The sequence below is a fragment of the Rhizobium sp. RU35A genome (assembly GCF_900156005.1).
Taxonomy (GTDB): Bacteria; Pseudomonadota; Alphaproteobacteria; order Rhizobiales; family Rhizobiaceae; genus Neorhizobium; species Neorhizobium straminoryzae.
Genome location: NZ_FTMR01000007.1, coordinates 237,838 through 264,334, shown reverse-complemented (window position 1 = coordinate 264,334; position 26,497 = coordinate 237,838). Strand labels below are relative to the sequence as shown.

At 60.3% G+C, this 26,497-nt stretch carries 19 protein-coding genes; 7 read left to right on the top strand and 12 right to left on the bottom strand.

Annotated features, from left to right (window positions below; all coding sequences use genetic code 11):
* The first annotated feature begins 2 nt into the window (after positions 1–2).
* The 5 genes from F3H95_RS17320 (at position 3) to F3H95_RS17300 (ending at position 12,025) form a co-directional block, all read left to right on the top strand.
* Positions 3–3,506, top strand: a complete 3,504-nt coding sequence (locus F3H95_RS17320) for a helicase-related protein (protein WP_149746901.1) — start codon at positions 3–5, stop codon at positions 3,504–3,506.
* Entirely contained in the window at positions 3,503–4,783 is a 1,281-nt protein-coding gene (locus F3H95_RS17315; protein ID WP_149746900.1) for a hypothetical protein, read from the top strand. The genes F3H95_RS17320 and F3H95_RS17315 overlap by 4 nt, the downstream gene beginning before the upstream one ends.
* Positions 4,780–7,602, top strand: coding sequence for a DUF1156 domain-containing protein (locus F3H95_RS17310; protein WP_244618052.1), 2,823 nt, complete (start codon positions 4,780–4,782; stop codon positions 7,600–7,602). Before F3H95_RS17315 ends, F3H95_RS17310 begins: the two co-directional genes overlap by 4 nt.
* Before the next feature lie 14 nt (positions 7,603–7,616).
* A complete protein-coding gene (locus F3H95_RS17305) occupies positions 7,617–10,913 on the top strand; it encodes a DUF499 domain-containing protein (protein WP_149746898.1) in 3,297 nt (1,098 codons plus the stop codon).
* 191 nt (positions 10,914–11,104) lie between these two features.
* Positions 11,105–12,025: a LysR family transcriptional regulator gene (locus tag F3H95_RS17300; protein ID WP_244618051.1), complete on the top strand. Its 921-nt coding sequence runs from the start codon at positions 11,105–11,107 to the stop codon at positions 12,023–12,025.
* Here F3H95_RS17300 and F3H95_RS17295 read toward each other — a convergent pair.
* Genes F3H95_RS17295 through trbB form a run of 11 tightly spaced genes read right to left on the bottom strand, consistent with a single transcriptional unit; the run spans position 12,009 to position 21,744 of the window.
* Positions 12,009–12,248: a DUF2274 domain-containing protein gene (locus tag F3H95_RS17295; RefSeq protein WP_149746897.1), complete on the bottom strand. Its 240-nt coding sequence runs from the start codon at positions 12,246–12,248 to the stop codon at positions 12,009–12,011. The two genes, F3H95_RS17300 and F3H95_RS17295, sit on opposite strands and share 17 nt — an antisense overlap.
* Before the next feature lies 1 nt (position 12,249).
* Positions 12,250–13,503, bottom strand: coding sequence for a TrbI/VirB10 family protein (locus F3H95_RS17290; protein ID WP_149746896.1), 1,254 nt, complete (start codon positions 13,501–13,503; stop codon positions 12,250–12,252).
* Positions 13,500–14,555, bottom strand: a complete 1,056-nt coding sequence (trbG, locus tag F3H95_RS17285) for a P-type conjugative transfer protein TrbG (RefSeq protein ID WP_149746895.1) — start codon at positions 14,553–14,555, stop codon at positions 13,500–13,502. Before trbG ends, F3H95_RS17290 begins: the two co-directional genes overlap by 4 nt.
* Positions 14,552–15,235, bottom strand: coding sequence for a conjugal transfer protein TrbF (trbF, locus tag F3H95_RS17280; protein WP_149746894.1), 684 nt, complete (start codon positions 15,233–15,235; stop codon positions 14,552–14,554). Before trbF ends, trbG begins: the two co-directional genes overlap by 4 nt.
* Before the next feature lie 2 nt (positions 15,236–15,237).
* Positions 15,238–16,593: a P-type conjugative transfer protein TrbL gene (gene trbL, locus F3H95_RS17275; protein ID WP_149746893.1), complete on the bottom strand. Its 1,356-nt coding sequence runs from the start codon at positions 16,591–16,593 to the stop codon at positions 15,238–15,240.
* A 2-nt stretch (positions 16,594–16,595) separates the two neighbouring features.
* The gene (trbK-alt, locus tag F3H95_RS17270; RefSeq protein ID WP_149746892.1) at positions 16,596–16,901 is read right to left on the bottom strand and encodes a putative entry exclusion protein TrbK-alt; all 306 of its coding nucleotides are present in this window, start codon (positions 16,899–16,901) and stop codon (positions 16,596–16,598) included.
* Positions 16,902–16,911: 10 nt separating this feature from the next.
* Positions 16,912–17,679: a P-type conjugative transfer protein TrbJ gene (trbJ, locus tag F3H95_RS17265; protein WP_149746891.1), complete on the bottom strand. Its 768-nt coding sequence runs from the start codon at positions 17,677–17,679 to the stop codon at positions 16,912–16,914.
* Positions 17,676–20,114, bottom strand: coding sequence for a conjugal transfer protein TrbE (trbE, locus tag F3H95_RS17260; RefSeq protein ID WP_149746890.1), 2,439 nt, complete (start codon positions 20,112–20,114; stop codon positions 17,676–17,678). Before trbE ends, trbJ begins: the two co-directional genes overlap by 4 nt.
* Positions 20,115–20,126: 12 nt before the next feature.
* Positions 20,127–20,399: a VirB3 family type IV secretion system protein gene (locus F3H95_RS17255; protein ID WP_149746889.1), complete on the bottom strand. Its 273-nt coding sequence runs from the start codon at positions 20,397–20,399 to the stop codon at positions 20,127–20,129.
* A complete protein-coding gene (locus F3H95_RS17250) occupies positions 20,399–20,692 on the bottom strand; it encodes a TrbC/VirB2 family protein (RefSeq protein WP_244618050.1) in 294 nt (97 codons plus the stop codon). Before F3H95_RS17250 ends, F3H95_RS17255 begins: the two co-directional genes overlap by 1 nt.
* A gap of 59 nt (positions 20,693–20,751) precedes the next feature.
* Positions 20,752–21,744: a P-type conjugative transfer ATPase TrbB gene (gene trbB / locus F3H95_RS17245; protein ID WP_149746887.1), complete on the bottom strand. Its 993-nt coding sequence runs from the start codon at positions 21,742–21,744 to the stop codon at positions 20,752–20,754.
* 380 nt (positions 21,745–22,124) lie between these two features.
* Between trbB and F3H95_RS17240 the strand changes: the two genes are divergently transcribed.
* Together F3H95_RS17240 and F3H95_RS17235 are read left to right on the top strand one after the other, a co-directional pair.
* Positions 22,125–22,460 carry a helix-turn-helix transcriptional regulator gene (locus tag F3H95_RS17240; RefSeq protein WP_149746886.1) on the top strand — a complete coding sequence of 112 codons (336 nt, stop codon included), beginning with the start codon at positions 22,125–22,127 and terminating at the stop codon, positions 22,458–22,460.
* Positions 22,450–23,733: a type II toxin-antitoxin system HipA family toxin gene (locus tag F3H95_RS17235; RefSeq protein WP_149746885.1), complete on the top strand. Its 1,284-nt coding sequence runs from the start codon at positions 22,450–22,452 to the stop codon at positions 23,731–23,733. Before F3H95_RS17240 ends, F3H95_RS17235 begins: the two co-directional genes overlap by 11 nt.
* A 233-nt stretch (positions 23,734–23,966) precedes the next feature.
* Here the strand turns inward: F3H95_RS17235 and F3H95_RS17230 are convergent, their stop codons facing one another.
* Positions 23,967–26,258, bottom strand: a complete 2,292-nt coding sequence (locus F3H95_RS17230; protein ID WP_149746884.1) for a hypothetical protein — start codon at positions 26,256–26,258, stop codon at positions 23,967–23,969.
* Positions 26,259–26,497: the final 239 nt, after the last annotated feature.

Sequence of the window (26,497 nt, the reverse complement as noted above, 5' to 3'; positions counted from 1 at the left end):
TGATGGCTGCGCGGCTTGAAGACATAAAGAACGGCGCATCGGTGCGGGGCGTGGCCTCGGCTCAGGCTGTGCATGTCATTTCGGTGGACTGGATCGGCGATCAGGCGGTCAGCGTCGTCTATCGCGATCACAATGGCGCGGTGGCGGAGTCGGTCCTCTACCGCGACGATGAGCATCGGCTCGATGTCGAACAGAATGGACGCCCGTGGTCGTTCGACGCTGATGGCGCTTTGTTGCGCTTGGTGACGGAGGCCAACCGCATCAAACTGGCGCACTACTTCGATCCCTATCTGGCGATCCATACGAGTCTGGTCGATCCGCTGCCGCACCAGATTTCGGCGGTCTATGGCGAGATGCTGCCGCGACAGCCGCTGCGCTTCCTGCTCGCCGACGATCCCGGCGCCGGCAAGACGATTATGGCCGGGCTGCTGATGAAGGAACTGATCGCCCGTAGCGACCTGGAGCGCTGCCTCGTGGTCGCGCCCGGCAGCCTGGTCGAACAATGGCAGGACGAACTCGGCCAGAAATTCAATCTGGAGTTCGACATCCTTTCCCGCGACATGATCGAGAATTCGCGATCAGGCAATCCGTTTAGCGACCGGGACCGGCTGATCGTCCGTCTCGATGTGCTGGCGCGCAACGAGGAGCTTCAGGAGAAGCTCATGAGCGCGCGCGAATGGGACCTCATCATCTGCGACGAAGCCCATCGCATGTCGGCCACCTATTTTGGCGGAGAGGTGAAATACACCCGCCGCTATCAGGTCGGCCAGAAGCTCGGCCAGGTCTGCCGGCATCTGCTGTTGATGTCGGCCACACCGCACAATGGCAAGGAAGAGGATTTCCAGCTCTTCATGGCGCTGCTCGACGGCGATCGGTTCGAGGGCCGGTTCCGCGATGGTGTCCACTACGCCGACACCGAAGACATGATGCGGCGGCTGACCAAGGAGGAACTGCTCAAGTTCGACGGTCGGCCGCTCTTCCCCGAGCGGCGGGCGCGCACGGTCAAATATCAGCTCTCGGAGGGGGAGGCGGCGCTCTACACCGCCGTCACGGAATATGTGCGCACGGAGATGAACCGCGTGCAGCGCTTCGCGGAGGGCGACGGGAAGAAGCGCAACAATGTCGGCTTCGCCTTGCAGATCCTCCAGCGCCGGCTCGCTTCGTCACCGGCGGCCATCTACCAGTCCCTTAAACGTCGCCGTGAGCGGCTAGAAAACGAACTGGGCGAAGCCCGCCTTGCCGCCAAGGGCCGCCGGGCAGGTACGAGCGAGCCGACAATCAATGCCGACATGCTCGGCAACATCGAGGAATACGGCCAGGAGGAGATCGACGAGCTTGAGGACTTGATCTCGACGGGCGCGACGACGGCCGAGACGGTCGAGCAACTTGCCCTGGAAGTCGAGACCCTGAAGGGCTTGGAGACTATGGCGCTCGGCGTTCTGCGTTCCGGCGTGGATACGAAGTGGAGCCAGCTCAACCGTATCCTCGATGACGATCTCATGGTCGACGCTGCTGGCAACCGTCGCAAGTTGATCATCTTCACCGAGCCGAAGGACACGCTGCACTATCTGCTCGACAAGGTTCGGGCGCGGCTCGGCAATCCCGAGGCGGTCGAGGTGATCCACGGCGGCGTGTCGCGCGAAGAGCGGCGTAAGGTCGTAGAGCGCTTCATGCAGGACAAGGACATGCTGGTCCTGATCGCCAACGACGCGGCCGGTGAAGGCGTGAACCTTCAGCGCGGCCACCTGATGGTCAATTACGATCTGCCGTGGAACCCGAACAAGATCGAGCAGCGGTTCGGTCGTATCCACCGCATTGGCCAGACCGAGGTTTGCCATCTGTGGAATCTCGTCGCGGCCGACACGCGCGAGGGCGAGGTTTACGCCCGACTGCTCGAAAAGCTGGAAGCCGCGCGCGAGGCGCTAGGCGGTCGAGTCTATGACGTGCTCGGCGAATTGTTCGACGGCGTGGCGCTAAAGGATCTGCTGTTCGAGGCGATCCAGTATGGCGAGCGGGAAGAGGTCAAGGCCCGCCTGTTCCAGCAGGTCGATGGTGCCGTCGACCAGGCGAACCTGCTTGAGCTTCTACGCCGCCGCGCCCTGACCAATGACACGATGCCGGAGGCCAAGGTCGAGGAACTGCGCCTTGAAATGGAGCGCGCCGAAGCGTTGCGCCTGCAGCCGCATCACATCCAGAGCTTCTTCGTCGAGGCGTTCCAGCATCTGGGCGGCCGGATCAAGCGCCGTGAAGAAGGGCGCTGGGAGGTCACTCATGTCCCAGTGCGTATCCGTGAGCGGGACCGCCAGATCGGAACCGGCGCGCCGCTTCAGACGCAGTATGAGCGGATCTGCTTCGAGAAAGACAAGATCAACCAGCAGCCGGTCGCGGCATTCGTCTGCCCAGGCCATCCGCTGCTCGAAGCCGTGATCAGCCTTATCCGCGAGCAGTATGAGCAGATCATGCGGCAGGGTGCGATCCTGGTGGACGACACCGATGCGGGCGACACGCTGTCGGCGATTTTCCTGTTGGAGCACACCGTTCAGGACGGCCGTGTCACCAGTGTCGGCAAGCCGCATGTGATTTCACAGCGGCTTCAGTTCGCGGCCATCGACAAGGCTGGCAACACGGTCAACGCTGGCATCGCGCCGCATTTGAATCTGCGCCCTGCCAAACCGGAGGAGGTCGCCAGCGTGCGCGACCTTCTTGACGAGAGCTGGCTGACCACGGATCTGGAAAAGGCCGCGATCCGGTTTGCGACGGTTGAGCTGGCCCAAGGCCATGTCGCCGAGGTCAAGGCGCGACGTCTTCCCGAGATTGAGAAGGTCGAGCATGAGGTGCGCGCCCGCCTCAAGAAGGAGATCAATTACTGGGACTCGCGCGCCTTCGAGTTGAAAGAAGAGGAGCGTGCCGGCAAGAAGACGCGCGTGAATTGGCAGAACGCCCAGCGCCGGGCCGAGGATCTGGCTGAGCGCCAGAAACGCCGTATGGACCAGCTTGAGCGGGAGCGGTTCATTTCATCGCAGCCGCCGCGCGTGCGGGGCGGCATGGTCGTTATTCCGCGCGGACTGCTGGAGGCGCGTCAAGCACCTAGTATTTCCAATCATTTCGCAGAAGATCCGGTCGCGCGCAGGGCGATCGAACTTGCGGCAATGTCAGCGGTCATGGCGGCAGAGCGGGACTTGGGGAATGACCCGGTCGATGTCTCCGCACAGAAGATTGGGTACGACATCGTCTCCCACGATCCAAAGTCGGGGCATTTGCGCTTTATTGAGGTGAAGGGACGCATCGACGGTGCCGACAGCGTGATGGTTACGCGGCAGGAGATTATCACCTCCCTGCACGAACCAGATAAGTTCATCCTGGCAGTTGTATCGGTCAATAGCGGTTTTGCTCATGCGCCGCGCTATGTGCGCGGCCCGCTTGTGGATCGGGAGCCGTCGTTCATGGAAACGGCGATTCAGTTCGATTTGAGGCGCTTGCTGGAACGGTCGGAGCTGCCTCTATGATGATGCATCCCTTGTCAGTTCTGACGCCGTGGTTTTCCTTGCCTGTCAATATTGCCAAGGCGTTCACTGCGAATAGCAGTCTACCAGTACATGAGCTTGATAAGGCAAAGGTTCAGACGCCACGCGCCCACGTTCGGCCATTTCCAGATTCCTGCGGGGTTGTCAGCTTCAGCGCATGGCGGTTAGCACATGCCATCAAGAAAGCAGACTGCTTGCGGTGGCCCTCGACACCCCAGCTTTGGGCAGGTGCAACAGGCTTCCTGCTTGAAAATGGCCATCTTTTCGATTGGGGCAAGGTCGGATTTTCGCTGCATGACGGCATGGCAAGTTACTATGCTGATTTCAGCAGTTCAGGATTGGCCGGGCGTATTGGGCAGGGCATGGCCATTCTTCTTCTGGAAGAGAAGGGGTACGCCTATGTCGGTCGCTTTGAGACCGAATGGAAGCAGCGAGCGGCGACCCAAAACAAGGCTTGGCCGGCAGGGAAAGAGAAGGCTCCCGATTTCATCGCCGAAAACACCCAAAAAGAGTGGATTCTCGCCGAATCTAAAGGTGGATTTGCAGGTTCCGACAGTAAGCCGAATATCAAGGGAGCGCTAAACGAAGGCCTAAAGCAACTTGACGGTTGGGATAAACATATTTCTCCGCAACCGAAGAAGAGCTTCGCGATAGGTACGTTTTTGCGCGAAAGCAATGATGGCTCTGACGAAAAATCGATGATCGCATTTGTCGACCCAGAGCCGGAGACACCGGAAAATCCCGTTGAGTTTCCTGCGGACGCTGTGCGCCGAGCAAACTATGCTGCTTGGCTCGCCGCTATGGGTTTTAATGAGGAAGCGAACCGACTGAGAACCGGCGCCTACTCCGTCGACCGTAGACGTCAGACCGTCCCGGTTATCTCACTCGGTGGTCGTGAATTCGTGGTCCGCATCACGTCCATTTTGCCGAAATCCCCAGATCTCTCAAGCCGCGAGTTTTGGGAGGATTTTCACGATCTGCCTTATCTTCTCTTCAAAATACCTCGGGACGGTTTCCGGATCGAAGTAATTGGGTTGGATCTGAACGTATTCGAGTGTTTGGTTGGCGTCGATTCGACGAAGACATCTGCGAGACTTATGGAATTCAGTCCTCAGCAGACGCAGGATGCGACGTTCGATCTGGAGGGCGGCGCATTCACTGGAAGTATTTTCTCTGATGGGTCGCTGCTCGGTGAATTACGTCATAGTCTTGCAGGCCGTGGCGTCCCAAATTTTGAATGGATAGAGGTGGAATTGTGACGACCTATAAAAAGAAACTCATTGAAGTCGCGATCCCGCTCGAAGCGATCAACGCCGCCTCCGCTCGCGAGAAGTCGATCCGGCACGGGCATCCATCGACGCTGCATCTGTGGTGGGCGCGGCGGCCGCTGGCAGCTTGTCGTGCTGTTCTGTTCGCCCAGCTTGTTGACGATCCGTCGAGTGATCTCGAGAAATTCCCCACGCATGAAGCGCAGGAAGCCGAGCGCAAGCGGCTGTTTGCCATCATCGAAGATCTGGTGAAGTGGGAGAACTCGACCAACGAGGAGGTGCTGGAACGCGCGCGGGCGGAAATCCGGCGCTCTTGCGGCGGCGTTCTACCGCCAGTCTATGACCCGTTCTCGGGCGGCGGGTCGATCCCACTGGAGGCGCAGCGTCTCGGCTTGCCCGCCTATGGGTCCGACCTGAACCCGGTGGCGGTGATGATCGGCAAGGCGATGATCGAGATCCCGCCGAAGTTCAAGGACATGCCCCCCATCCACCCCGGCATCAAGGAGCGGTCGTTCTACCGCAACGCCGAAGGGCTGGCCGAGGATGTGAAATACTACGGCGAATGGATGCGCGAGAAGGCTTGGGAGCGCATTGGGCACCTTTACCCGAAGGTTGACCTGCCGAAGGAGTTCGGGGGTGGCAAGGCAACTGTGATCGCATGGGTTTGGTCGAGAACCGTGCCGAGCCCGGACCCGGCCTTTGCCGATGTGCATGTGCCTATTGCGTCAAGTTTTCTACTCGGTTCGAAACCTGGCAGGGAGGCTTGGATCGAACCTATTGTTGATCGAGTTGAGAAGACGATCAACTATCGTGTTCGACGCGCAGGCACGAAAGCAGAGCTGGCAAAAGCAAAAGAAGGCACAAAGTCAGCGCGCGCAAACTTTCAATGCATAATGTCAGGCGGGGCCATCACCGCCGACTATGTGCGGGAAAAAGCTCAGGCTGGGGAGATGGGCGAAGTGCTGATTGCCGTGGTTGCCGAGGGAAAGAATGGCCGACAGTATGTCGCCCCAGATGCCGCACAGATATTTGCGGCGCAGGTTGAGGGTTTTCAGGAGTCAGCCAAGGATTTTCGGGAGACCAATCTGCAAGGTGCAACACCCGCACGGTTGACAGGTGGCACATGTCACGCATTCGGCCTTGAGAATTGGGGGAAGCTGTTCACCGACAGGCAGGTTATCTCATTGAAGACGCTGACCGGTGTTCTTCCTGAAGTGAAGGAGAAGGTGGTCGCCGACGCGGTTGCTTCGGGTTGGAATAATGACTCAGTGTCTTTGGCCGCTGATGGTCATAGTGCTTCCGCCTATGCCGACGCTATTTGCGTCTATTTGGCGTTTGCCATCAATCGGTCTGCTGATCGCGGTTCCACGATTTGCTCGTGGGACTCTTCCCCCAAAATGGAGGCGCTTAGAAACACGTTTGCTCGTCAAGCATTGCCGATGACTTGGGATTTTGCAGAGGGCAATCCATTTTCTGATGCGACAGGCAACTTCCTTGCGAATGTTGAATGGGTATACAAGGTTGTCGAGCGCTTTGTTCCGAGTAATTGCGGACGCGAAGTTCAGTTTGATGCCCAATCAGTTGATATTCCTGAGCTTTCAGTTATTTCAACTGATCCTCCGTACTACGACAATATCGGCTACGCTGATTTGTCGGACTTTTTCTTTTGCTGGATGAGGGTCTCCCTCAAGCCGTTCTTTCCCGAACTATTCAGTGTTTTGGCAACACCAAAGGCTGAGGAACTTGTAGCCACTGCATTCAGGCATGGAGGCCGAGAATCCGCCGAAGCCTTCTTTTTGGACGGTATGGGGCGGGCCATCAAGAACATGGCTGAACAGTCATCTGATTTGGCTCCTGCCACGATCTACTATGCCTTCAAGCAAAGTGAGGTTGCGCAAGAGGGGGTGAGCTCAACCGGCTGGGCAACCTTCCTTCAGGCGGTCGTTGAGGCTGGTTATGCGGTTGTCGGCACTTGGCCTATGCGCACAGAGATGGCGAACCGCATGGTTGCCTCCGGCACCAACGCCCTCGCCAACTCGGTCGTCCTCGTCTGCCGCAAGAAGGAAGCCTCGGCCGAGGTCATCACCCGGGCCGAGTTCATCCGTGCCCTGAAACGCGAACTGCCCCCGGCCATCGCCGAGCTTCAGGCCGCCAACATCGCCCCGGCCGACATGCCGCAATCGGCCATCGGCCCTGGCATGGGCGTGTTCTCGCGCTACAAGGCGGTGCTGGAATCCGACGACAGCCCGATGACCGTGAAGGCCGCACTGCAACTGATCAACCGCGAGCTCGACGAATACCTTGGCGGCATCCAAGGCGAGTTCGATGCGGACACCCGCTTTGCCATCACCTGGTTCGAACAGCATGGGATGGCGAAAGGCGAATATGGCACGGCCGATAGTTTGGCGCGCGCACGGGGAATCTCTGTCGATAGCGTCAAGCACGCTGGTATCATTGAAAGCGCTGCCGGAAAGGTCCGCATTCTCACCCGTGACGAACTCGACGAGGATTGGAACCCTGAAGAGGACCGACACCTGACGGTGTGGGAGTGCCTCCAGCATCTGGTCAGGCTGCACGAGAAGGACGGCATCTCCCACGACACCGCCATCCTGATGAAGAGAATCATCGCCCAAGCGGAGGCCGTGAAGGACCTTGCTTACTGCCTCTACGACATCAGCGCCAACAAGCGAAAGGATGCGAAAGAGGCCACGGCCTACAACGCTCTGATCGCTGACTGGACCGAGCTGACGAAGGCTGCTGCGGCTATCCATGACACAAGCGGCGATCGTCAGATTCGGCTGGATATTTAAGGGGGAAACGGAACATGGCAAAAAGCACACGCCAACATGTGTTTGAGGGTATGGAGCTGCTGCCTGCGGCGTTGATTCCCTTCGTTGAAAAGCGGCTGGAAACATCTCTTCCGGGCCATTGGCAGGTTCAGGTTCTGGAGAAGCTGCCCAGCCTGCGACCGAACAACACCGGAGCTGTAGGCTGGGACCAGGCTGCGCTCTTCAATGCGATGGATCGTTTCTGGACCGAGGCGTTCAAGGCGGTCCTCGGCCGCGCGGAAAGGTCGCTGGTCAACGAATTGAGCGATGTCCGCAACAAGCTCTCGCACAACGAGACCTTCACCTATGACGATGCGGAGCGGGCTCTCGATACCATGCGCCGGCTGATGGAAGCTATCAGCGCTGGCGAGACGGCCGAACAACTCGGCAAGATGCGCGACACAATCCTCCGGACGAAGTTCACTGAACTTCAGCGCAACGAGGAGCGCCGGAAGACGCAGCGTCTTGAAATCTCGGTCGAGACGGTGGCGGGGTTGCTGCCGTGGCGAGAGGTCGTCGAGCCACACCAGGATGTAGCTACAGGTGAGTTCCAGCAGGCAGAATTCGCTGCCGACCTTGCCAAGGTTCATTCGGGAAGTGCCCCGCCGGAATATCGCGATCCGCGGCAATTTTTCAGTCGAACTTACCTTACGGAAGGGCTGAGCGCGCTGTTGGTCGGGGCGGCGAAGCGGCTATCCGGTGCGGGTGGGGATCCAGTCGTCGAGCTGCAAACCAATTTCGGGGGCGGTAAGACGCACTCGATGCTGGCGCTCTATCACATGGCGGGACCGACGCCGGTGCAGGACCTCTCAGGACTCGACCAATTGCTCGAAAAGCAGGGCCTCAATGTACCGGACGGGATCAACCGCGCTGTGCTCGTAGGCACCTCGCGCGGGCCGCAGGACGTTCTCAACGCGGATGGCGGTCGGAAAATCCGGACGACATGGGGTGAATTGGCCTGGCAGCTCGGTGGAGCTGAAGCATTTGATTTGGTCGCCGAGAACGATGCCAACGGTATCGCACCAGGCTCCAACCTGCTCGAGGCACTCTTCAAGAAATGCGCACCGTGTCTGATCTTGATCGACGAATGGGTCGCCTACTTGCGTCAAATTTACAAGGTCGAGGGGCTGCCGTCCGGGTCGTTCGATGCCAACCTGTCCTTCGTCCAGTCTCTGACCGAGGCGGTCAAGGCCAGCCCCGGCACGTTGCTAGTCGCCTCCCTGCCGGCCTCGCAGATCGAAGTGGGCGGTGAGGGTGGTCAAGAAGCGCTCGCACGTCTCAAGCAAACGTTCAGCCGCGTGGAATCTTCGTGGCGTCCTGCCAGCCAGGAAGAAAGCTATGAGATCGTCCGGCGTCGTCTGTTCAAGGACATCCCCGGCGACAAGTTCCATCATCGGGACAACACGCTCAAGCAATTCGCCAAGCTCTATCGGGAGAACGCGAACGATTTCCCGCAAGGGTGTGCTGATGAAGATTACCGTCGGAAGTTGGAAAAGGCCTATCCGATTCACCCGGAACTGTTCGACCAGCTCTACACCACATGGGGATCACTCGAAAAATTCCAGAGAACGCGCGGTGTCCTCCGCCTTATGGCGCAGGCTATTCACGAGCTTTGGATGAACGGCGACCCGTCGGTCATGATCATGCCCGGCAGTGTGGCGGTGAGTTCGCCACGCGTGGAGCCTGAACTGCTCCACTATCTCGACGTGAGCTGGCAGGCGATCATCGCTGGCGACGTTGATGGTACAACATCGACACCTTACAGGGTGGATCAATCCGCCCCCAATCTCAATCGATATTCGGCAACACGTCGCGTTGCCCGTGCAATCTTCATGGGCACTGCCCCAACAGCGCAGCAGCAGAACACCGGCCTTGACGACAAGCAGATCAATCTCGGTGTGGTTCAGCCAGGGGAGCGGCCGGCGATCTTCGGCGACGCATTGCGGCGGCTGACCAATCAAGCCAAGTTCATGCACTCTGATCTTGGCCGCTACTGGTACTCCATGTCGGCTAGCCTGAATCGCATCGCTGCCGATAAGGCCGCGCAGATCGAGGCGGCTTTGGTTGACGTCACGATCGATGCCGAACTCGGAAAATATGTGAATGGTCTCGCGGATCGAGGGCATTTCGACGCCGTGCAGGTGGCACCCGCATCGTCGGCGGAAGTTCCCGACGAAGCGGGCGGGGTGCGGGCCGTGGTACTTGGCGTAAAGTATCCACATAATGGACGTGAGGGTTCGGAGGCCCTCGGGGAGGCCAAAACCATTCTGCTGCAACGCGGCAGCACACCACGTGTCTACCGCAACACTCTGGTTTTCATTGCAGCGGAAAGCCGACAGCTCGATCATCTGAAAGACGCCGTGCGTGCGTCGTTGGCATGGGGTGAAATCGTCCGCGATACCGAACGCCTAAATCTCACGCAGAGCGACAGCGCACTTGCCAAGGCCAAGTTGGCTGAAGCGAACGAAACGATGAAGACGCGCCTAAAAGAAGCCTGGTGCTACCTGCATTATCCGGCCCAGGAGAGCGCGCATGCCGATTGGGAGTGGCAGTCTGGTAAAATACCGGCGCAGGACGGTCTGCTCGCCCGTGCCAGCAAGAAGCTGGTGGCGGAGGAGGGACTGCTGGTCGAGCTAGGACCTTCGCGCCTCGACAGAGACCTCCAGAAATATATCTGGAACGACAAGCCCCGTTTGTCTCTCAAAGATCTGCGCGAGTATCTGAACCGCTATATCTACCTGCCGCGCCTCAAAGGGCAGGATGTCCTGATCAAAGCTGTACAAGCGGCCATTGGCGGCATGTTGCCTGGCCCATTTGCTTATGCTGAACGGTACGATGACAAGTCAGATTCGTATCTGGGGCTGTCCATTGAGCGTGCAAGCAACGCGATTGTTGTGATCGATAGCGACAGCGTCATCATTAAGCCAGAGGTTGCGGAAGCGCACCGTCCTGTGCCGTCGTCCTCCGACGCGGCGGAGCAAACTGTGACGGCGGGTGGTCCCGCTGCTGCGCCGTCCGTTGCGATTTCAGGTGACAGCGTCACGGCGCAACCAATTGAAAAAAAGCCAACCCGCTTCTTGGGTACGGTGATGATTTCATCGGAACGACCGGCAAGGGACATACATCAGATAGTCGAGGCGATCGTCGAACAGTTGACGACCCTTCCTGGAAGCGACGTCAAACTCCGTCTGGAGATTGATGCTGAGATTCCAGCCGGACTTGAGCGAGCGAAGGTGCGAACACTAATCGAAAATGCAAATACCTTGGGTTTCATTCAGAAGTTGATTGAATGAAAGGACGAGCACGCCGACAGCAGGCGAAGGACGCCGTGACGTCGATCAACCAAACAAACAAGAATATCCATCCGACATAGCTGAGGTAGCCTACGACCAAGTTTTTGCCGAACACTCGCCGTAAAGCTGTGCTGACTTCCTCGCACTAAACCGCAGCATCTTCGCTGCGGCACGGTTCTGAAGGAGTGTGCGTGCTGGGATCGAGTATCGAACTTCGCCACATCAGTTACGTTGTCGCCGCTTCCGAACACGGTAGTTTTCGTCGGGCGGCGGCAGCGCTTGGAGTGCAGGAGTCCGCGATCAGCCGACGTGTGCGTGATTTGGAAATTCGGCTTGGAACGGCTTTATTTGTCCGCTCACACTCTGGTGTCACCCTGACCCTCGCGGGTAAGCAGTTCGTCGACCGGGGACGAAAGGCGCTGTCCGAGATTGGTCTTGCGCGAACGGAAGTTGCCGCTATCGGGAGGGTGGGCGATGGCGAGTTGCGGATCGGCATTCTGTCGTCATTGGGTTCCAGCTTTCTTGCCGACCTCATCCAGAAATTCTCCGAAAAGTACGCGACCATTCAGATGTCGTTTGCCGATGGCGATCAGGCAGAGCATGTCGCAGCGATCCGCCAGCGGCAGCTTGATGTGGCATTTCTGACGGGAACTCTCGAATGGGAAGGCTGTGAATGCCGCCATCTCTGGTCAGAGCAGGTTTTCGTGGCCATGCCGGACCAGCACGTTCTTGCCGAAACCGAGCAATTGGATTGGGGCGACGTGATCGGCGAGCGCTTCATCGTCAGTGACGCCGCTCCGGGACAGGAGATTTACAACTACCTGGTCCAGAGGCTTGCCGGGCTGGGGCGCCAGCCGGAAATCTTGCCGCACAGTGTCGGTCGGCATAACCTCCTGTCTCTGGTCGCGTTGGGCCAGGGACTGACCCTGGCAAGCGAGGGCATCACGGCAACGCAGGTTCCGGGCGTCGTCTTCCGCCCCATAGGTAACGAGACCTTGCCCTACAGCATGGTCTGGTCGGAACAGAACGACAATCCGGCCTTACAGCGGTTTCTGGACATCGCGGCCGCTTTGGAGACCCAAAACGTTTCGTCTGTCACATCGACAGCGTAGTGTGGGACAGGGATTTCTTTGCCTTGGCAAAGCCTCGGTCCGTGGCGATGAACCGCTCCAGCATAGGTACGATCAGGCGGACGGGATCGGCGGGCGACTGACCTGCCTCGCGGGCGAGGATGTCGGCATAGGCAACGAGATCGCGGTGCAGGTCGGCCGGCAGTTCCAGCGTGACCTTGACGGGCTTGTCATCGACGATCACCGAGAGTTTCAATTTCGCCATGTCAACCTCCATAGGGTTCGAGAACAAGATCTCGGGTTACGATTACACGGACCGGGAAGCCCGGCCGAATGGTCAGCGTCGGCGCGATGTTGAGCTGGCGGCTTACGACCTGTTGGCCGGTCTGGTTGATGCTCTGTGACGCGCCTTGGCGCAGAGCCTGGATGATGTCGCTATCGTTGCCGGACGAACCGGCCTGCGCACCAACGCTGAGCAAAGTCGAAAGAGCCGCAGCCTTGAACAACTCAGCCCAATGGTAATCGACACCATCCTCTAGGCCTGCATAGCCTTCGGCATCGGCGCCCGGCTGGCGCTCCAGAACAATCGAGCGACCATTGGGGAAGATCAGCCGGTTCCAGACGAGCAGCACGCGGCGCTGGCCGAAGCCAACGCCATTGTCGTATTGGCCAATCACGCGGGTGCCCTGCGGGATGAGCAGGATCTTGCCGGTCGGGCTGTCATAGACATTCTCCGTCACCTGGGCGGTGATCTGACCGGGAAGATCGGAGCGGATGCCGGTGATGAGCGCGGCGGCAATCACCGCCCCGGCCTGAAGGATGTTCGGCGATGCCGGGGCGGCGATGCGATCAGTCGAAACCGTGCGTTTGTCTGGCGTCTGGTTGAGGAAGGCAAGCTGGCGATCCTGTGCCGACGGCGTTGAGGGCTGCGGAGCCAGGCCTAAACTGGCCAGATCGGGCGTTTGTGGCATCGTCGCTGCCGCTGTCTGTGCCGGATTTGCCGTATTCGTGTTTGAGGACCGCGTCTCGGACGGGGCAAAGAGCCGGGCGGTGCGAGCCGCTTCCAATTCCTGTGCGCGACGCTGCTCTTCCGGATTTGGGCCGGATGGCGGATTGGCGACAACACCGGGTGTCGCGAACGTCTGCCCCCCGTTCTGAGCGTTCAGGATCGGTCGCCCAAGATCACCGGGAAGCGGGGGACCGAGCTTTGGTACACCGCTATAGTCCTTGGGCAGTCCTGCCAGGCCATCCGGCGTGGTGCGAGTGTCGGTCGAATAGAGTTCCTGCCCCTGATTGCCGCCATTCCTGGTCTGAAGGGCATAGATCAGGGCACCGCCAACGCCGAGCCCAGCGGCGAGCCCCAGACCGGCCAGGACCTTGCGTGAAAGCCGCGTGACACGTGGCGGATCAGGGCGAAGACGCATGGACGGCACCGGCTCGCCTGTCAGCGACCGGGTCTCGTCCTCGGCCGCATCGGGCTTCCGGCTTTCCTCCTTTTCGGGATCGATGTCGGTGCTCACGATGCAGGCCTCCCGTCGGTCCGGGAGATGCGGACACGTTTCTGGTCCTTGCCTGCGCCAAAGCGCAATTCGGCGGCGGCAAACAGCCGGTCGACGATCATGTAATTGCCGCGCACGCGGTAGTTCACCAGTTCGGAGGTGTCGCCTTCGGGGCCGACCACGAACAGCGGCGGCATTTCCCCCTGACCGATGCCACGCGGAAATTCGATGAACACCTGCCGCCCGTCATCAAAGGCACGCAGGGGCCGCCAGGGCGCGCGGTCTCCGGTCACGTCGTAGCGGAAATTGACGCGGGTCAGATCGACGCCACTGGCAACCGGCTGGGCCGCCTCGGCCTGTTGGTTCTGTCGGCGCAATGCGATGAGCTGATCTTGTGGATACTGCCAGGAGACCGAGGCCATATAGGTCTTCTCGGTCGAACGCAGTTCCATGTGATAGGTGCGCCGGTCAGTATTGATGACCAGGTTCGTCGTGAGTTCCGGTCGCGTCGGCTTGACAAGGATATGGATCTGTTTGGTGGCGCCTGAGCCGCTTTCTGTATCGCCGATGATCCAGCGCACCGTGTCACCGGCGGCGACCGGGCCGGAGCCGACAAGCTGTTCGCCGGGTTGCAGGCTGATATCGGTAATTTGTCCCGGCGAGGTATAGACCTGATAGAGCGCACCGTCGACGAATGGATAGACCTGCATCGAGTTGATGAAGCCGTTCCTGACCGGCTGCATCCGGGCAGCGGCGTTGGCTTCGCTCACCCGGGCGGCCGGGTCCGCCAGTTCAGGTGCGGGCTTGCCATCCTTGCCGACCGGCTTCAACTGGCCCGGCAGTGGCAGGACCTTCGGCAGCTCGACCACCTGAACCGGCTTTGGCGGATCGGCCGCCAGGACGGCGGGCGCGGCATCGTCATAGGAAATTTCCGGGGGCTTTTGCGGTGTTGCGCATCCGGCAAGCGCGGACGCGTAAAGCAGCAGAAGCGGTAAGCCGGATTTACGGAAAGGCGGAAGTGCGTTGCTACGCGCCGCCAGATGTCCGGCGGTCAGATGAGACGGCCGGATCATGATCCAAGCTCCTTCGACCAGTTGATGGCGTTGATGTAGATCCCGAGAGGGTTTTTCCTGAGCGTGTCGGCATCGCGCGGCGGCTGAACGGCGACGGTAAGGATGGCGGACCAGCGCTCGGTCGCGGCCAATGACCCATCCTGATAGCGGCGCTCTATCCAGGCGACGCGGAAGCTCGACGGCGAGGCGCGGATGACCGATGATACTTCAATCGCGATTTGTTGCCTGCCGACCTTGGCGAAGGGATCATTGGCGCGCGCATAGTCGTTGAGCGCCAGCGCGCCGCCCTGCGTCGTGAAATCATAGGCGCGCAGCCAATTCTGCCGCACGATGATCGGATCGGCAGGAATGCTCCTGACCTGTTCGATGAAACGGGCAAGGTAGAAGGCAATCTGAGCGTCGTTGGGCTGATAGTCGGCGGTCGCAGGTGCAATGGCTTGCGCCTGCCCGAGTTTGTCGACCTGCACCACCCAGGGCACGACCGAACCATTCATCGACTGCCAAACCAGCGCGCCTGACAATCCCGCTGACAAGGCAAGCGAACCGAAGGCCATCAGCCGCCAGTTCTTTGCCTGAACGCGGGCAGAGCCGATGCGATCGTCCCAGACCTGGGCCGCACGCTGATAGGGCGTTTCTGGCTCGGGGGATTTGCCGTAATGGGTGGAGGGTCGCTTGAACATGGTCAGTTGCCTTCGGAGAGATTGACGGACGAGCCGCCGCCGTGGGCATCGCCGGATTTGACGGCGTGCGCGGCCGCCTGAACGCCGTGCGTCATGGTCTGGGAGCGTTTCATGCGCTTCGCCCAGGCGGGTGGGCTTTCGGATGGAGAGGAGGAGCCTGACGCGGCTTCCGGGGCATTGCCGCCCACGGTGCCCGCCGTCGATGACCCGCTGCTGGCCTCGAAGGCGGCGCGAGCGCCTGACTGGTAGCTGGATTTCAGGCTATCGGACGCGCGGCCAGTGGCTTTCTTCAGGGGCGAAGCGGCAGCCTTGGCTCCCGTCGAGGCGACATTGCCAAGACCGGAGGCAACAGCGGAAGCGCCGGTCTCTCCGGCGGCACCGAGGCTGTAGGCGGTTGACGCGCCACCGGCCAGAGCTGCGCCGCCACGGGCGGCAGCCGCAGCCCCGCCAAGGAGAGATGCACCGCCAGAAGCGACGGCGCCGACCGTTGCCGCACCTGCTGCAACCATGCCGCCGGCGGCGAGACCGGTACCGATCGCGGCGCCTGCGCCAAGCTGCGGCCCGCCCGACACGAGGCCGCTGGCGATACCGGGACCGAAAATACCAAGACCGAGCAGCGACAGCGCCGCAAGAACGATGGCCATGGCTTCGTCGATGGTCGGCGTCGCGCCGCCGAAACCGGCCGTGAACTCGGAAAACAGCGTCGAGCCGATGCCGATGATGACGGCCAGCACCAACACCTTGATGCCGGAAGAAATGACATTGCCGAGGACGCGCTCGGCCATGAAGGCTGATTTTCCGAAGAGGCCGAAGGGGATCAACACGAACCCGGCAAGCGTCGTCAGTTTGAACTCGATCAGGGTGACGAAGAGCTGGATGGCGAGGACGAAGAAGGCGAGCAGCACCAGCGCCCAGGCGAACAACATGCAGGCGATCTGGATGAAATTCTCGAAGAAGGCCCAATAGCCCATCAGGTTCGAGATGGAATCGAGGAGGGGGCGGCCCGCATCGAGGCCGGTCTGCGCCACCTTGCCGGGGCGCAGAAGATCGCTCACGGTAAAGCCGGTGCCGGAGGCCTTCAGGCCGAGACCGGCGAAGCTTTCGAAGACGATACGGGCAAGGTTGTTCCAATTGCCGATAATATAGGCGAAGACGCCGACGAAGAGCGTCTTCTTGACGAGGCGGGCAATGATGTCCTCGTCGGCGCCCCACGACCAGAACAGGGCTGCTAGCGTGACGTCGATCACGATCAAGGTAGTGGCGATGAAGGCCACCTCGGGCCGGAGCAGTCCGAAACCGCCGTCGATATAGCGGGTGAAGACTTCGAGAAAATGATCGATGACGCCGGTATTGCCCATGTTCAGCGCGCTCCATTCTCAGGAGATGATGGCTGCGGGCTTGAGGCTGCCGAGGCGGGCTGGCCGAGGAAGCGGCGTCGGTTCTCCGCCCATGCCTTCAGGCAAGCAGGATCGCGGCTTCCGGCTTCGCCACTCCCGCTGCACCGGGCAAGTTCCGCATCGAGCGGATCCGGCCTTGGGGTGGAGAGTGGAAAGGTCGCGGAGGCATCTTGAGATACGTCACGACGGTTCATCTCGATCGCTGTCGCGACAATGGCGACGGCCACGAAAATCACGGCCGCGAGACGCGCGAGGGTCTTGCCGTCCATGGTGTCACCCTCAATTGCCGTAGAACATCTGGGCGCTGCCAGCCTGATAGCCCGAACCCGGCGTCAGGAAGCGGCGGCGTTGTTCGCGGCCCTGTTCGGCAGCGGCTGCCTGTTCGGCCGATTGCAAAGCCTGAGCCCGCCCATTGGCGGCAACGACCGCCGTGAGATCGCTTAGTTGCTGGGCTTGAAGGGCGAGGAGCTGGTTTCCGGCCTGGGTCGCTTGCAAAGCGCCAGTGGCGGACTGACTGGCGCCGACGAGAGATGACATCTCGGTGCGGTTGGTGTCGATATTGCCGACGACAGTGGCCTGTACGCGCATGGCGTCCTGAAGGCCGCCAACCGTGTTCTGCCAACGGGTCTTGGCATCTGAAACGAGTTGCGCATCGGAGGCCGACATGGAGACATTGGCGTATTGGGTCTGGAAGGCCTGATCGATCGCTTGCACATTGTAAGCAATGTTCTGGGCCTGGCTAAGAAGCTGCTGGGTGCGGCTCACCGACTGCTGGAGTTGTTGCAGAGACGAGTATGGCAGGCTTGCCAGATTGCGTGCCTGATTGATCAGCATCTGTGCCTCGTTCTGGAGCGAGGTGATCTGATTGTTGATCTGCTGGAGGGCGCGCGTGGCGGAAAGCAGGTTCTGCGCATAATTGGTCGGATCGTAGACGATCCATTGCGCGGACGCCGTTGTCGTCAGCAATGGCGACACCGAGATCGGGATGGCAAGAGTGGCGGCGATCATCACCGCGCGGGTGTGGCCAGAGAAATGACGAAGCGTCATGGCAGTGTCTCCAGGTTGGTGAGGTTGGGGATGAGGTCGGCGGCCCAATCGACGCCGCGATGGCGCAGCCAGGCGTCGAGGAAACCGTCCGCGCCATGCTCGGCGACAATCGCGGTGATGGCGGTTTGATCGGTTTTCGACGATGCGGCGCAGAGCGCCAGCGCCACCTCCGACAGACCCAGCTCGAACAGGCGGTTGCCTCGGCGGGACTGGCAGTAATAATCACGCTTTGGCATGGCGCGGGCGAGGATCTCGATCTGGCGGTCGTTGAGGCCGAAGCGGCGATAGATGGCGGTGATCTGTGGCTCGATCGCGCGCTCGTTCGGCAGCAGAAGCCGGGTCTGGCAGCTCTCGATGATAGCGGGCGCAATCGCCGAACGGTCGATGTCGGACAGAGACTGTGTGGCGAAGATCACGCTGGCGTTCTTCTTCCTGAGAGTCTTCAGCCATTCGCGAAGCTGGCCGGCGAAACCGTCGTCGTCGAGCGCGAGCCATCCTTCATCGACGATGATCAGCGTCGGCGATCCGTCGAGCCGGTCCTCGATGCGGTGAAACAGATAGGCCAGAACGGCGGGTGCGGCGTCCGTGCCGATCAGCCCCTCGGTCTCGAAGACCTGAACCGTTGCGGTACCCAGATGTTCTTGTTCGGCGTCGAGCAGCCGGCCCCAGGCACCGCCGATGCAGTAGGGGCGGAGCGCCTGCTTGAGGTCGTTGGACTGGAGGAGGACGCACAGGCCGGTGATGGTGCGTTCTTCAACCGGCGCGGTGCTGAGCGATGTCAGTGCCGTCCAGAGATGCTCCTTCACTTCCGGGGTGATGGCGACGCTCTCTCGGGCGAGGATCGCGGCGATCCAGTCAGCAGCCCAGGCGCGTTCGGCGGCATCATCCACTCGGGCGAGCGGCTGAAGGCTGACAGAGGTATCCGATCCATCGGTCAGGCCGCCGCCGAGATCATGCCAGTCACCGCGCATGGCGAGCGCCGCCGCGCGGATCGAGCCGCCGAAATCGAAGGCGAAGACTTGTGACCGCTGGTAACGCCGGAACTGCAAGGCCATCAGCGCCAGCAGGACGGACTTGCCGGCGCCGGTCGGGCCGACGATCAGCGTATGGCCGACATCGCCGACGTGAAGGGAAAACCGGAACGGGGTTGAGCCTTCGGTCTTGCCGAACAGCAATGGGGGCGCTGCAAAATGCTCGTCCCGTTCCGGCCCCGCCCACACCGCCGAGAGCGGGATCATGTGGGCGAGATTGAGTGTGGAGATAGGCGGCTGCCGCACATTGGCGTAGACATGCCCCGGCAGGCTCCCCAGCCAGGCATCCACCGCGTTGATGGTCTCCGCCATCGCAGTGAAGTCGCGGCTTTGGATGACCTTTTCGACCAGCCGCAACTTCTCATCGGCAATACGGGGATCATTGTCCCAAACCGTCACGGTCGCGGTGACATAGGCGATACCGGCGTAATCAGCGCCGAGTTCTTGAAGCGCGAGATCAGCATCCGCCGCCTTGTTCGAGGCATCGGTATCGACTAGCACGGATTGTTCGTTGGTCATCACCTCCTTGAGGATGGCGGCAATCGACTTGCGCTTGGCGAACCATTGGCGACGGATTTTGGTCAGCAGTTTCACCGCATCGGTCTTGTCGAGCAGGATGGCGCGTGTGGACCAGCGATAGGGAAAGGCAAGCCGGTTCAACTCGTCCAGCAGGCCCGGTGTCGTCGCAGTTGGAAAGCCAGTGATGGTGAGGACACGCAAATGCGCTGATCCCAGGCGCGGCTCCAGCCCGCCGGTGAGCGGCTGATCGGCGAGTAGCGCGTCGAGATAGATCGGCGTCTCGGGGACGCGGACGCGGTGCCGGTTCGTGGAAACGCAGCCGTGCAGATAGGTCAGCGTCTCGCTGTCATCGAGCCAGCAGCATTCCGGCATGAAGGCTTCGATCAGGCGCAGCAACCGGTCGGTACGATCGGCGAACCCGGTCATTATCTCGTGCGGATCGATGCCGGTCTTCTCGCGGCCCTCGTAGAGCCAGGTCTCGGCACGCGCAGCGTCTTCGGCTGGAGCCAGATAGGTGAAGGTTAGGAAGTAGCTGGACTCGAAATGCGCACCGGCTTCCTCGAACCCAGCCTTGCGCTCTGCATCGACCAACGCCGATGCAGGGTCAGGAAAGCGGCTGTCGGGATAGCTGTTCGATGGATGGCGCTGCGCCTCGACGAAGATCGCCCAACCCGAGCCGAGACGGCGGAAGGCGTTGTTGAGGCGGCCAGCGATGGCGACGAGTTCAGCGGGTACGGCCGAATCCAGATCGGGACCGCGAAACCGGGCGGTGCGCTGGAAGCTGCCGTCCTTGTTGAGCACGATGCCGGAACCGACCAGCGCCACCCAGGGCAGGAAGTCAGCGAGCCGGGTGTTTTTGTTGCGGTATTCGGCGAGGTTCATCATCGGCGTGCGCCCTCAAACAGTGAGATGTGCCGGGATGCGCAGATGACGGCGTCCGACCTCGACGAAAAGCGGGTCGCGCTTGGCCGCCCAGACCGCTGCGAAATGACCGATCGCCCAGATGAGGATGCCGATCAGCCAGAGGCGCAGTCCGAGGCCCACTGCACCGGCCAGTGTGCCGTTCAGAATCGCGATGGCGCGTGGCGCGCCGCCGAGCAGGATCGGCTCGCTGAGCGCACGGTGGACCGGCACTGTGAAGCCCGGAACCTCGTCACCTGCTGGCATCATCAGACCAGCGCTCCACCGCCAAACGAGAAGAATGACAGGAAGAAACTCGATGCCGCGAAAGCGATCGACAGGCCGAACACGATCTGAATGAGACGACGGAAGCCGCCTGACGTGTCGCCGAAGGCCAGCGTCAGGCCCGTGGTGATAATGATGATGACGGCGATGATCTTGGCGACCGGGCCTTCGATCGATTGCAGGATTTGTTGCAGCGGTTGCTCCCACGGCATGGATGAGCCAGAGGCATAAGCGGGCGCGGCCATCACCACAGAGAGTGCAGCGACCGACACGGCCATGGTGAGGCGGTTGCGCGTAAGGCGCTGGCCCAAGGGATGGGAGGGCTGAACAGCAGGCTTCATTGGGAGGCTCCTTCTTCTGGCCGGGGGTGAATTGTGGCGGGCGCGATGCAGTAATCACCGTCAGGGCCGAGGCCTTCGACACGCGCGAGTTCGGTGAGGCGGCGCGCTGAACCGCGGCCGGACAGCACGGCGACGAGATCAATCGTCTCGGCGATCAGCGCGCGGGGGACAGTGACGACCGCTTCCTGAATGAGTTGTTCCATCCGTCGCAGTGCGCCGATAGCTGATCCGGCGTGAATCGTGCCGACGCCGCCGGGATGGCCAGTGCCCCAAGCCTTCAACAGGTCCAGCGCCTCCGCGCCGCGCACTTCACCGACCGGGATACGGTCGGGACGCAGGCGAAGCGACGAGCGGACGAGATCGGAGAGCGAGGCGACGCCATCCTTGGTTCGCATGGCGACGAGGTTCGGCGCGGCGCATTGCAGCTCGCGCGTATCTTCGATGATGACCACGCGATCGGAGGTCTTGGCGACTTCCGCCAGCAGAGCGTTGGTCAGTGTCGTCTTGCCGGTCGAGGTGCCACCGGCGACGAGGATGTTGGCGCGAGAGGTCACGCCTTCGCGTAGCGTCTCTGCCTGTGCCGCCGACATAATCCCGGCCGCGACGTAGTCTTCGAGCGTGAACACAGCGACGGCGGGCTTGCGGATGGCGAAGGCAGGGGCTGCGACAACGGGCGGCAACAATCCCTCGAACCGTTCGCCTGTCTCGGGCAGTTCGGCCGAAACGCGCGGGGCACCGGAATGAACCTCGGCGCCGACATGGTGCGCGACCAGGCGCACAATGCGCTCTCCATCGGCGGGCGACAGGTGTTCCCCCGTATCAGATAGTCCGTTAGAGAGCCGATCGATCCAGATACGCCCATCGGGGTTCAGCATGACCTCAACAACGGAAGCGTCTTCCAGAAACCGGGCAATGGCCGAGCCAAGCGCCGTGCGCAGCATCCGCGCGCTGCGTGCGAGGCCTTCCGAATTGTGATGTGAAGCAGCCATCCGATCCCCATTTCTGCCGGGAGCGAACAAACGCTTTCGGCACGGGGATGATTAAGAGAGCCAGATTTTGGGCGGGCTCAACAGATTTTCGTCGTCGTAGGGATGTGGCGTGCAAATACAGGAGAACGGCGGGCCTGCTTACCCCTTGTCTTCGGAAGGCGCCTCGTCAAGGGTGGGCTATGGTCGCCTTCATCTATATTGTCATCGCTATCGAGAGCCTTGCGAAGGCCGTACGTAGATAAATGTGCCCGATATAAACTTCATAAAGGCATTTTGTGACGTCCATAGCGGTCATTCATTGAAAATTCGAAGATTATGTGTTATGTGCCTTTTATATCAGGCATGAAACTAATTCATGACCGGCATAAGAGGCAAAATTGATGGCTTCGACCATTAGAACCTATTCGCGTGCAACGCAGGAGGCGCTCGTCCTCATGGGCGGGCAGATCAAGCTTGCCCGTAAACAGCGCAAGATGTCGGAAGCCGATCTTGCGGAACGCATCGGGATTGCCCGCAGCACGTTACAGATGATCGAGAAGGGAAGCGCCAAGGCGGAAATCGGACTGGTGTTCGAGGCAGCTCATCTGGTTGGCGTGCCGTTGTTTGTCAGTGAGCCATCGGCCCTTGCCACCCAGATTGCCCGCGTCGAGGACAAGCTGGCGCTACTACCTCAGTCAATCCGCCGCCCGCGCACGGAGGTGAAGGATGACTTCTGAGCGCAAGACAGGCGATCGGCAGAGTTCAAGAGCGTTGCCGCGTGAGGCCTATGTGTGGATCTGGTTGCCCACAAGCACGGAGCCTGTCGTCGCCGGCCGTCTTGCCCGCGACGGCGACCTTCACGTCTTCAACTACGGCCGGTCCTATCTGGAACGTCCCGACGCCATCCCGATCTATCTGCCGGAATTGCCGTTGCAGCGCGGCGCGCTTGTCCCGCAGGCACCGCTCGACATGGCCAGCGCCTTGCGCGACGGATCGCCCGATGCCTGGGGGCGAAGGGTCATCATAAATCGGCTGACGGGTCTGAAGGGTGTTGACGCACAAGCGGTCGAATTCGATGAACTGACCTACATGCTGAATTCTGGCTCCGACCGCATCGGCGCTCTGGATTTTCAGGCGTCGCCGGATCGCTATGAGCCACGCGAAGCTGAAAATGCAACGCTTGAGGAGTTGCTGGAAGCGGCCGAGCGCGTCGATCGGGGTGAGCCTATTCCGCGAGCGCTCGACAAGGCTTTGTTTCATGGCAGTTCCATCGGCGGTGCCCGGCCAAAGGCGTTGATCACCGATGGCGAGGACAAGTTCATCGCCAAATTCTCGGCGACGAATGACACCTATGCCATCGTCAAGGCGGAATATGTGGCGATGCGCTTGGCTGATGTGGCCGCTGGGCTCAACGTCGCCCCCGTTAGGCTGGTCAAGGCCAACGGCAAGGACGTGCTTCTGGTCAAGCGCTTCGATCGCACGCGCACGGAAAAGGGATGGACGCGGCGTGCGATGGTCTCGGCGCTGACCATGTTCGGCCTGTCCGAAATGCAGGCGCGCTATGCCAGCTATCGCGATCTTGCCGACATCATCCGCGCCCGTTTTACCGATCCGAAGGAAACGTTGCGGGAACTGTTCGGGCGCATGGTATTCAACGTGCTTTCGGGCAACACCGACGACCATGCCCGCAACCACGCGGCCTTCTGGGATGGCGCGTCACTCTCGCTGACTCCCGCCTACGACATCTGCCCCCAGCAGCGCACCGGCCGCGAAGCAAATCAGGCTATGCTGATCGGGGAGGACGATCGGCGTAGCCGCTTGGAAACCTGCCGCGCTGCGGCGTCCGCCTTCTTGCTCCATGACGACGACGCACGCGCTATCATAGGCGCCCAAGTTGACGGTACCCGGGCAACGTGGAACGAGATTTGCGATGAGGCCGAACTCAGCGCTGTTGATCGGGCGTTTCTTTGGGAACGACAGTTCCTGAACAAGTATGCCTTTGACGGATAGAGATCAAAAACCGTTCGTTTGACGAATAGCTGCGTTTTGAAGTTTTGACGGCGAAAGAGCGAATGGCTGAAATGGGGCCGACTGCGGTCTGTCCGCCAACCGACAACATTGCAAAAAAGGCGGGCATTCGAGCATGGCTCGCCCTGACCTATTGCTGACATCGGCGATGTCAGTTTCCCAGCAACTGTCGGGGCCGCCAGTATTTCAAGGCTGGTCGTCCTACGCGATCGAAACTATTCCTCTTGACGTGTCCCACGGTTCTGAACTTCTGTCTCCACCGCCGCAAGCGCAGCCTCCTGCATCGTTGACAGCTTGTAAGCGCTTCGGATGCTGCTCACACGCTTGCGCGCCTCAGCTTCCGCTCCAACTATTTCACCGAGAATTTGGGCGACAAGGATTTGCGCATCGATCCAATCGGGGTTGCGGTCGGCAAGCGGCCCCGCGATCTCGAAAGCGAAGCGATGATCCTTATTCATAACATAGCTCATGGCGAGATGACGGCTCGCTTGATTGTTGGAGGCCGCAATAATGGTTCCTCGGCAGCAAGCATCGACCAAAGCTGCGTAGAGCGGGTGGCTTTCGCCGCCATTGAGATTGATCGCGATATGAACGCTAACCCCCACGTAGTCGTGAGTCTGAATGAGTTGTTTGAGCATGGCCGCCTTGGAGTTGCCGTCGTCGTCGTTCAAAAGCGGCAGGAGGAGCATCTCAAGCTCGGCCTGGAGGGCCGTATAGTTACTGCTAAACGGGATAGTGAACACACCCGCGAGAGGCCCGGTGTGAACGCTGGCAAAGCCGAGAAGGCAAATAAGCCGCTCGTCCGTTGACATGGCTTGGGTCATGGATGCGACAAGCGCATCGTGCTCGACCTTTGTCTGGCCTTTGTGGTTGGTACGAAAGACCCCTTCGTTCTTAATGAAGGATTTATAGCGAGCCATCACCGCTTCCAAGCGAACCGCCCAAGTTGGCGAGTGGGCTTGCGCGTCGAAGAAGGCGAAGACGCTCTCGTGCGGTTCGCTGCCGATTTCGCCGAGGACGTGGCAGATCAGGTATTGCTGAAAGACGGTTGCGTGTGGCGCGTAGCGGACGAGCACCTCTGACAATGGATAGGGCGCGCCGCCTCGGCATGACATAACAAGATCGAGAACACCCTTAAAGTCGAAATCGGACAGGCCATCATTCAAGGTGTCGAGAAGGAATTGATGCGCCTTACGGAACTGGTGTGTGTGATAGCGTGCGCCGCTGCCGAAGTGCTCCGTCTCCTTGATGTCTTCGATGCCGTCGGAGCCCATGAACGCTTTCCAGAAAAAATCGCGTGCAGTTCCCTTCTGGTTTTCATCGCCGTCGAGCCAGCGCCTCAGATTCTTGGCGTATTCCTGCTCGTCGTTGATGAGTGGTAGCTCGGGCGGAGCAGCGGGGGGTGGCTCGGCGGCTCCCGCAAAGGGTTTCACTGCCGAATGACCCATGGTCACGCCGTAGAGCCGGGCGCCGTCGGCAGCATACATACGCAGGAAAAGAACGGCAAAGCACTGTTTGTTGAAGGCAGCGGCGACCCGAGCGTAAAACGCGAGCGCCTTGTCGAGGTCGAAGGCGTTGAGGTCGGCGAGAAGCATGGGAAGCGTTTCCGCCTCATCGATTTCAAGATGAGCTCCGATCTTGTCGCGAACCCTGCGGGTGGCTGCGAGATCGGTTTCAAAATGCGATGCGGCGACAAAATCATCAATCGCTGCTGATGACTGGTTTTCTGCCTGCACAAGTTTGTTCAGCCCGTCCATCGCCTGCAAGGCGTCGGCTGCGACCGGGCGCGTGACGAGGCAGTCGCAGAAGCTGACGATGTCCGTAACGATGCGTTCTTTGAAAAGGCGCGCGATCGCGGGATACGCGGCGAGTTTGCCGTGAAGTTCCAGCTGTAGCGCGATCCAGCGGCGGATCAGGGCCAATTGACCGGCACGAGCATGAACAGGTGTCGTGTTAAGGACGGCGGAAGTGTTGCCGCGCGCCATCGCAAGCGAGTCCGTCCCCATTTCGACCCAGGTGCGGGCATCCAGCGAGCGCTGGACTTGGTGAAGGATCTCTACGATCTTCGGATCAGAAAGCTCAGCCGGTACGGCATACGGAACGTAACCGGGCACCGTCAGCGCCCCGAGACCCTCATAGATTTCCCGCGCGCCGTCGACAAAATAGCTGAGCTTAACGATCTCGATATCGTTCCAGAGCTCGATGCGTTTGCCGAAATCGAAGTCTTGTACATGGGCACCAATCTTGTGCCGCGCGACTTTGAAATATTCTTCAAATTCGGTGGCATAGGCCTCCTTGGCCGTGTGGAACGCGTTTGTGTCAAAGCCTGCGTCGCGAAGTGGACGACGAAGACCCCGCGCATGCGCGATTAAATTCTCGGCCCTGACCAGGATATGCCGCGCGATGGTACGCGCAAAAAACGGATCGGTGAGGTTCGTCGCTAGATAAAAGGCGATCTGCATCTCTTCGGCGATGAATCGTAGTTTCTCAATCCGGCCTTGAACCATGGTGCCACCGTTAGCAAAGTTTCAAAGAGTCTACTTTTTACAATTTCGTAGTCGTGCATTCCATCAGAAAGCGAGCCGCGACCGTTCGCACTAAACACGGACCGTGCCCCAAGCGCTATCAACGTGCACTTTCGGTTTGAGACGAGGCCTCCCGCAATGGTCGTTTTGACGGCGCAAACAGCCATGTTTTGTGACTGGTTGCAAAGTGGCTGTGACCGCAATCACAATGGGCCGTTAAG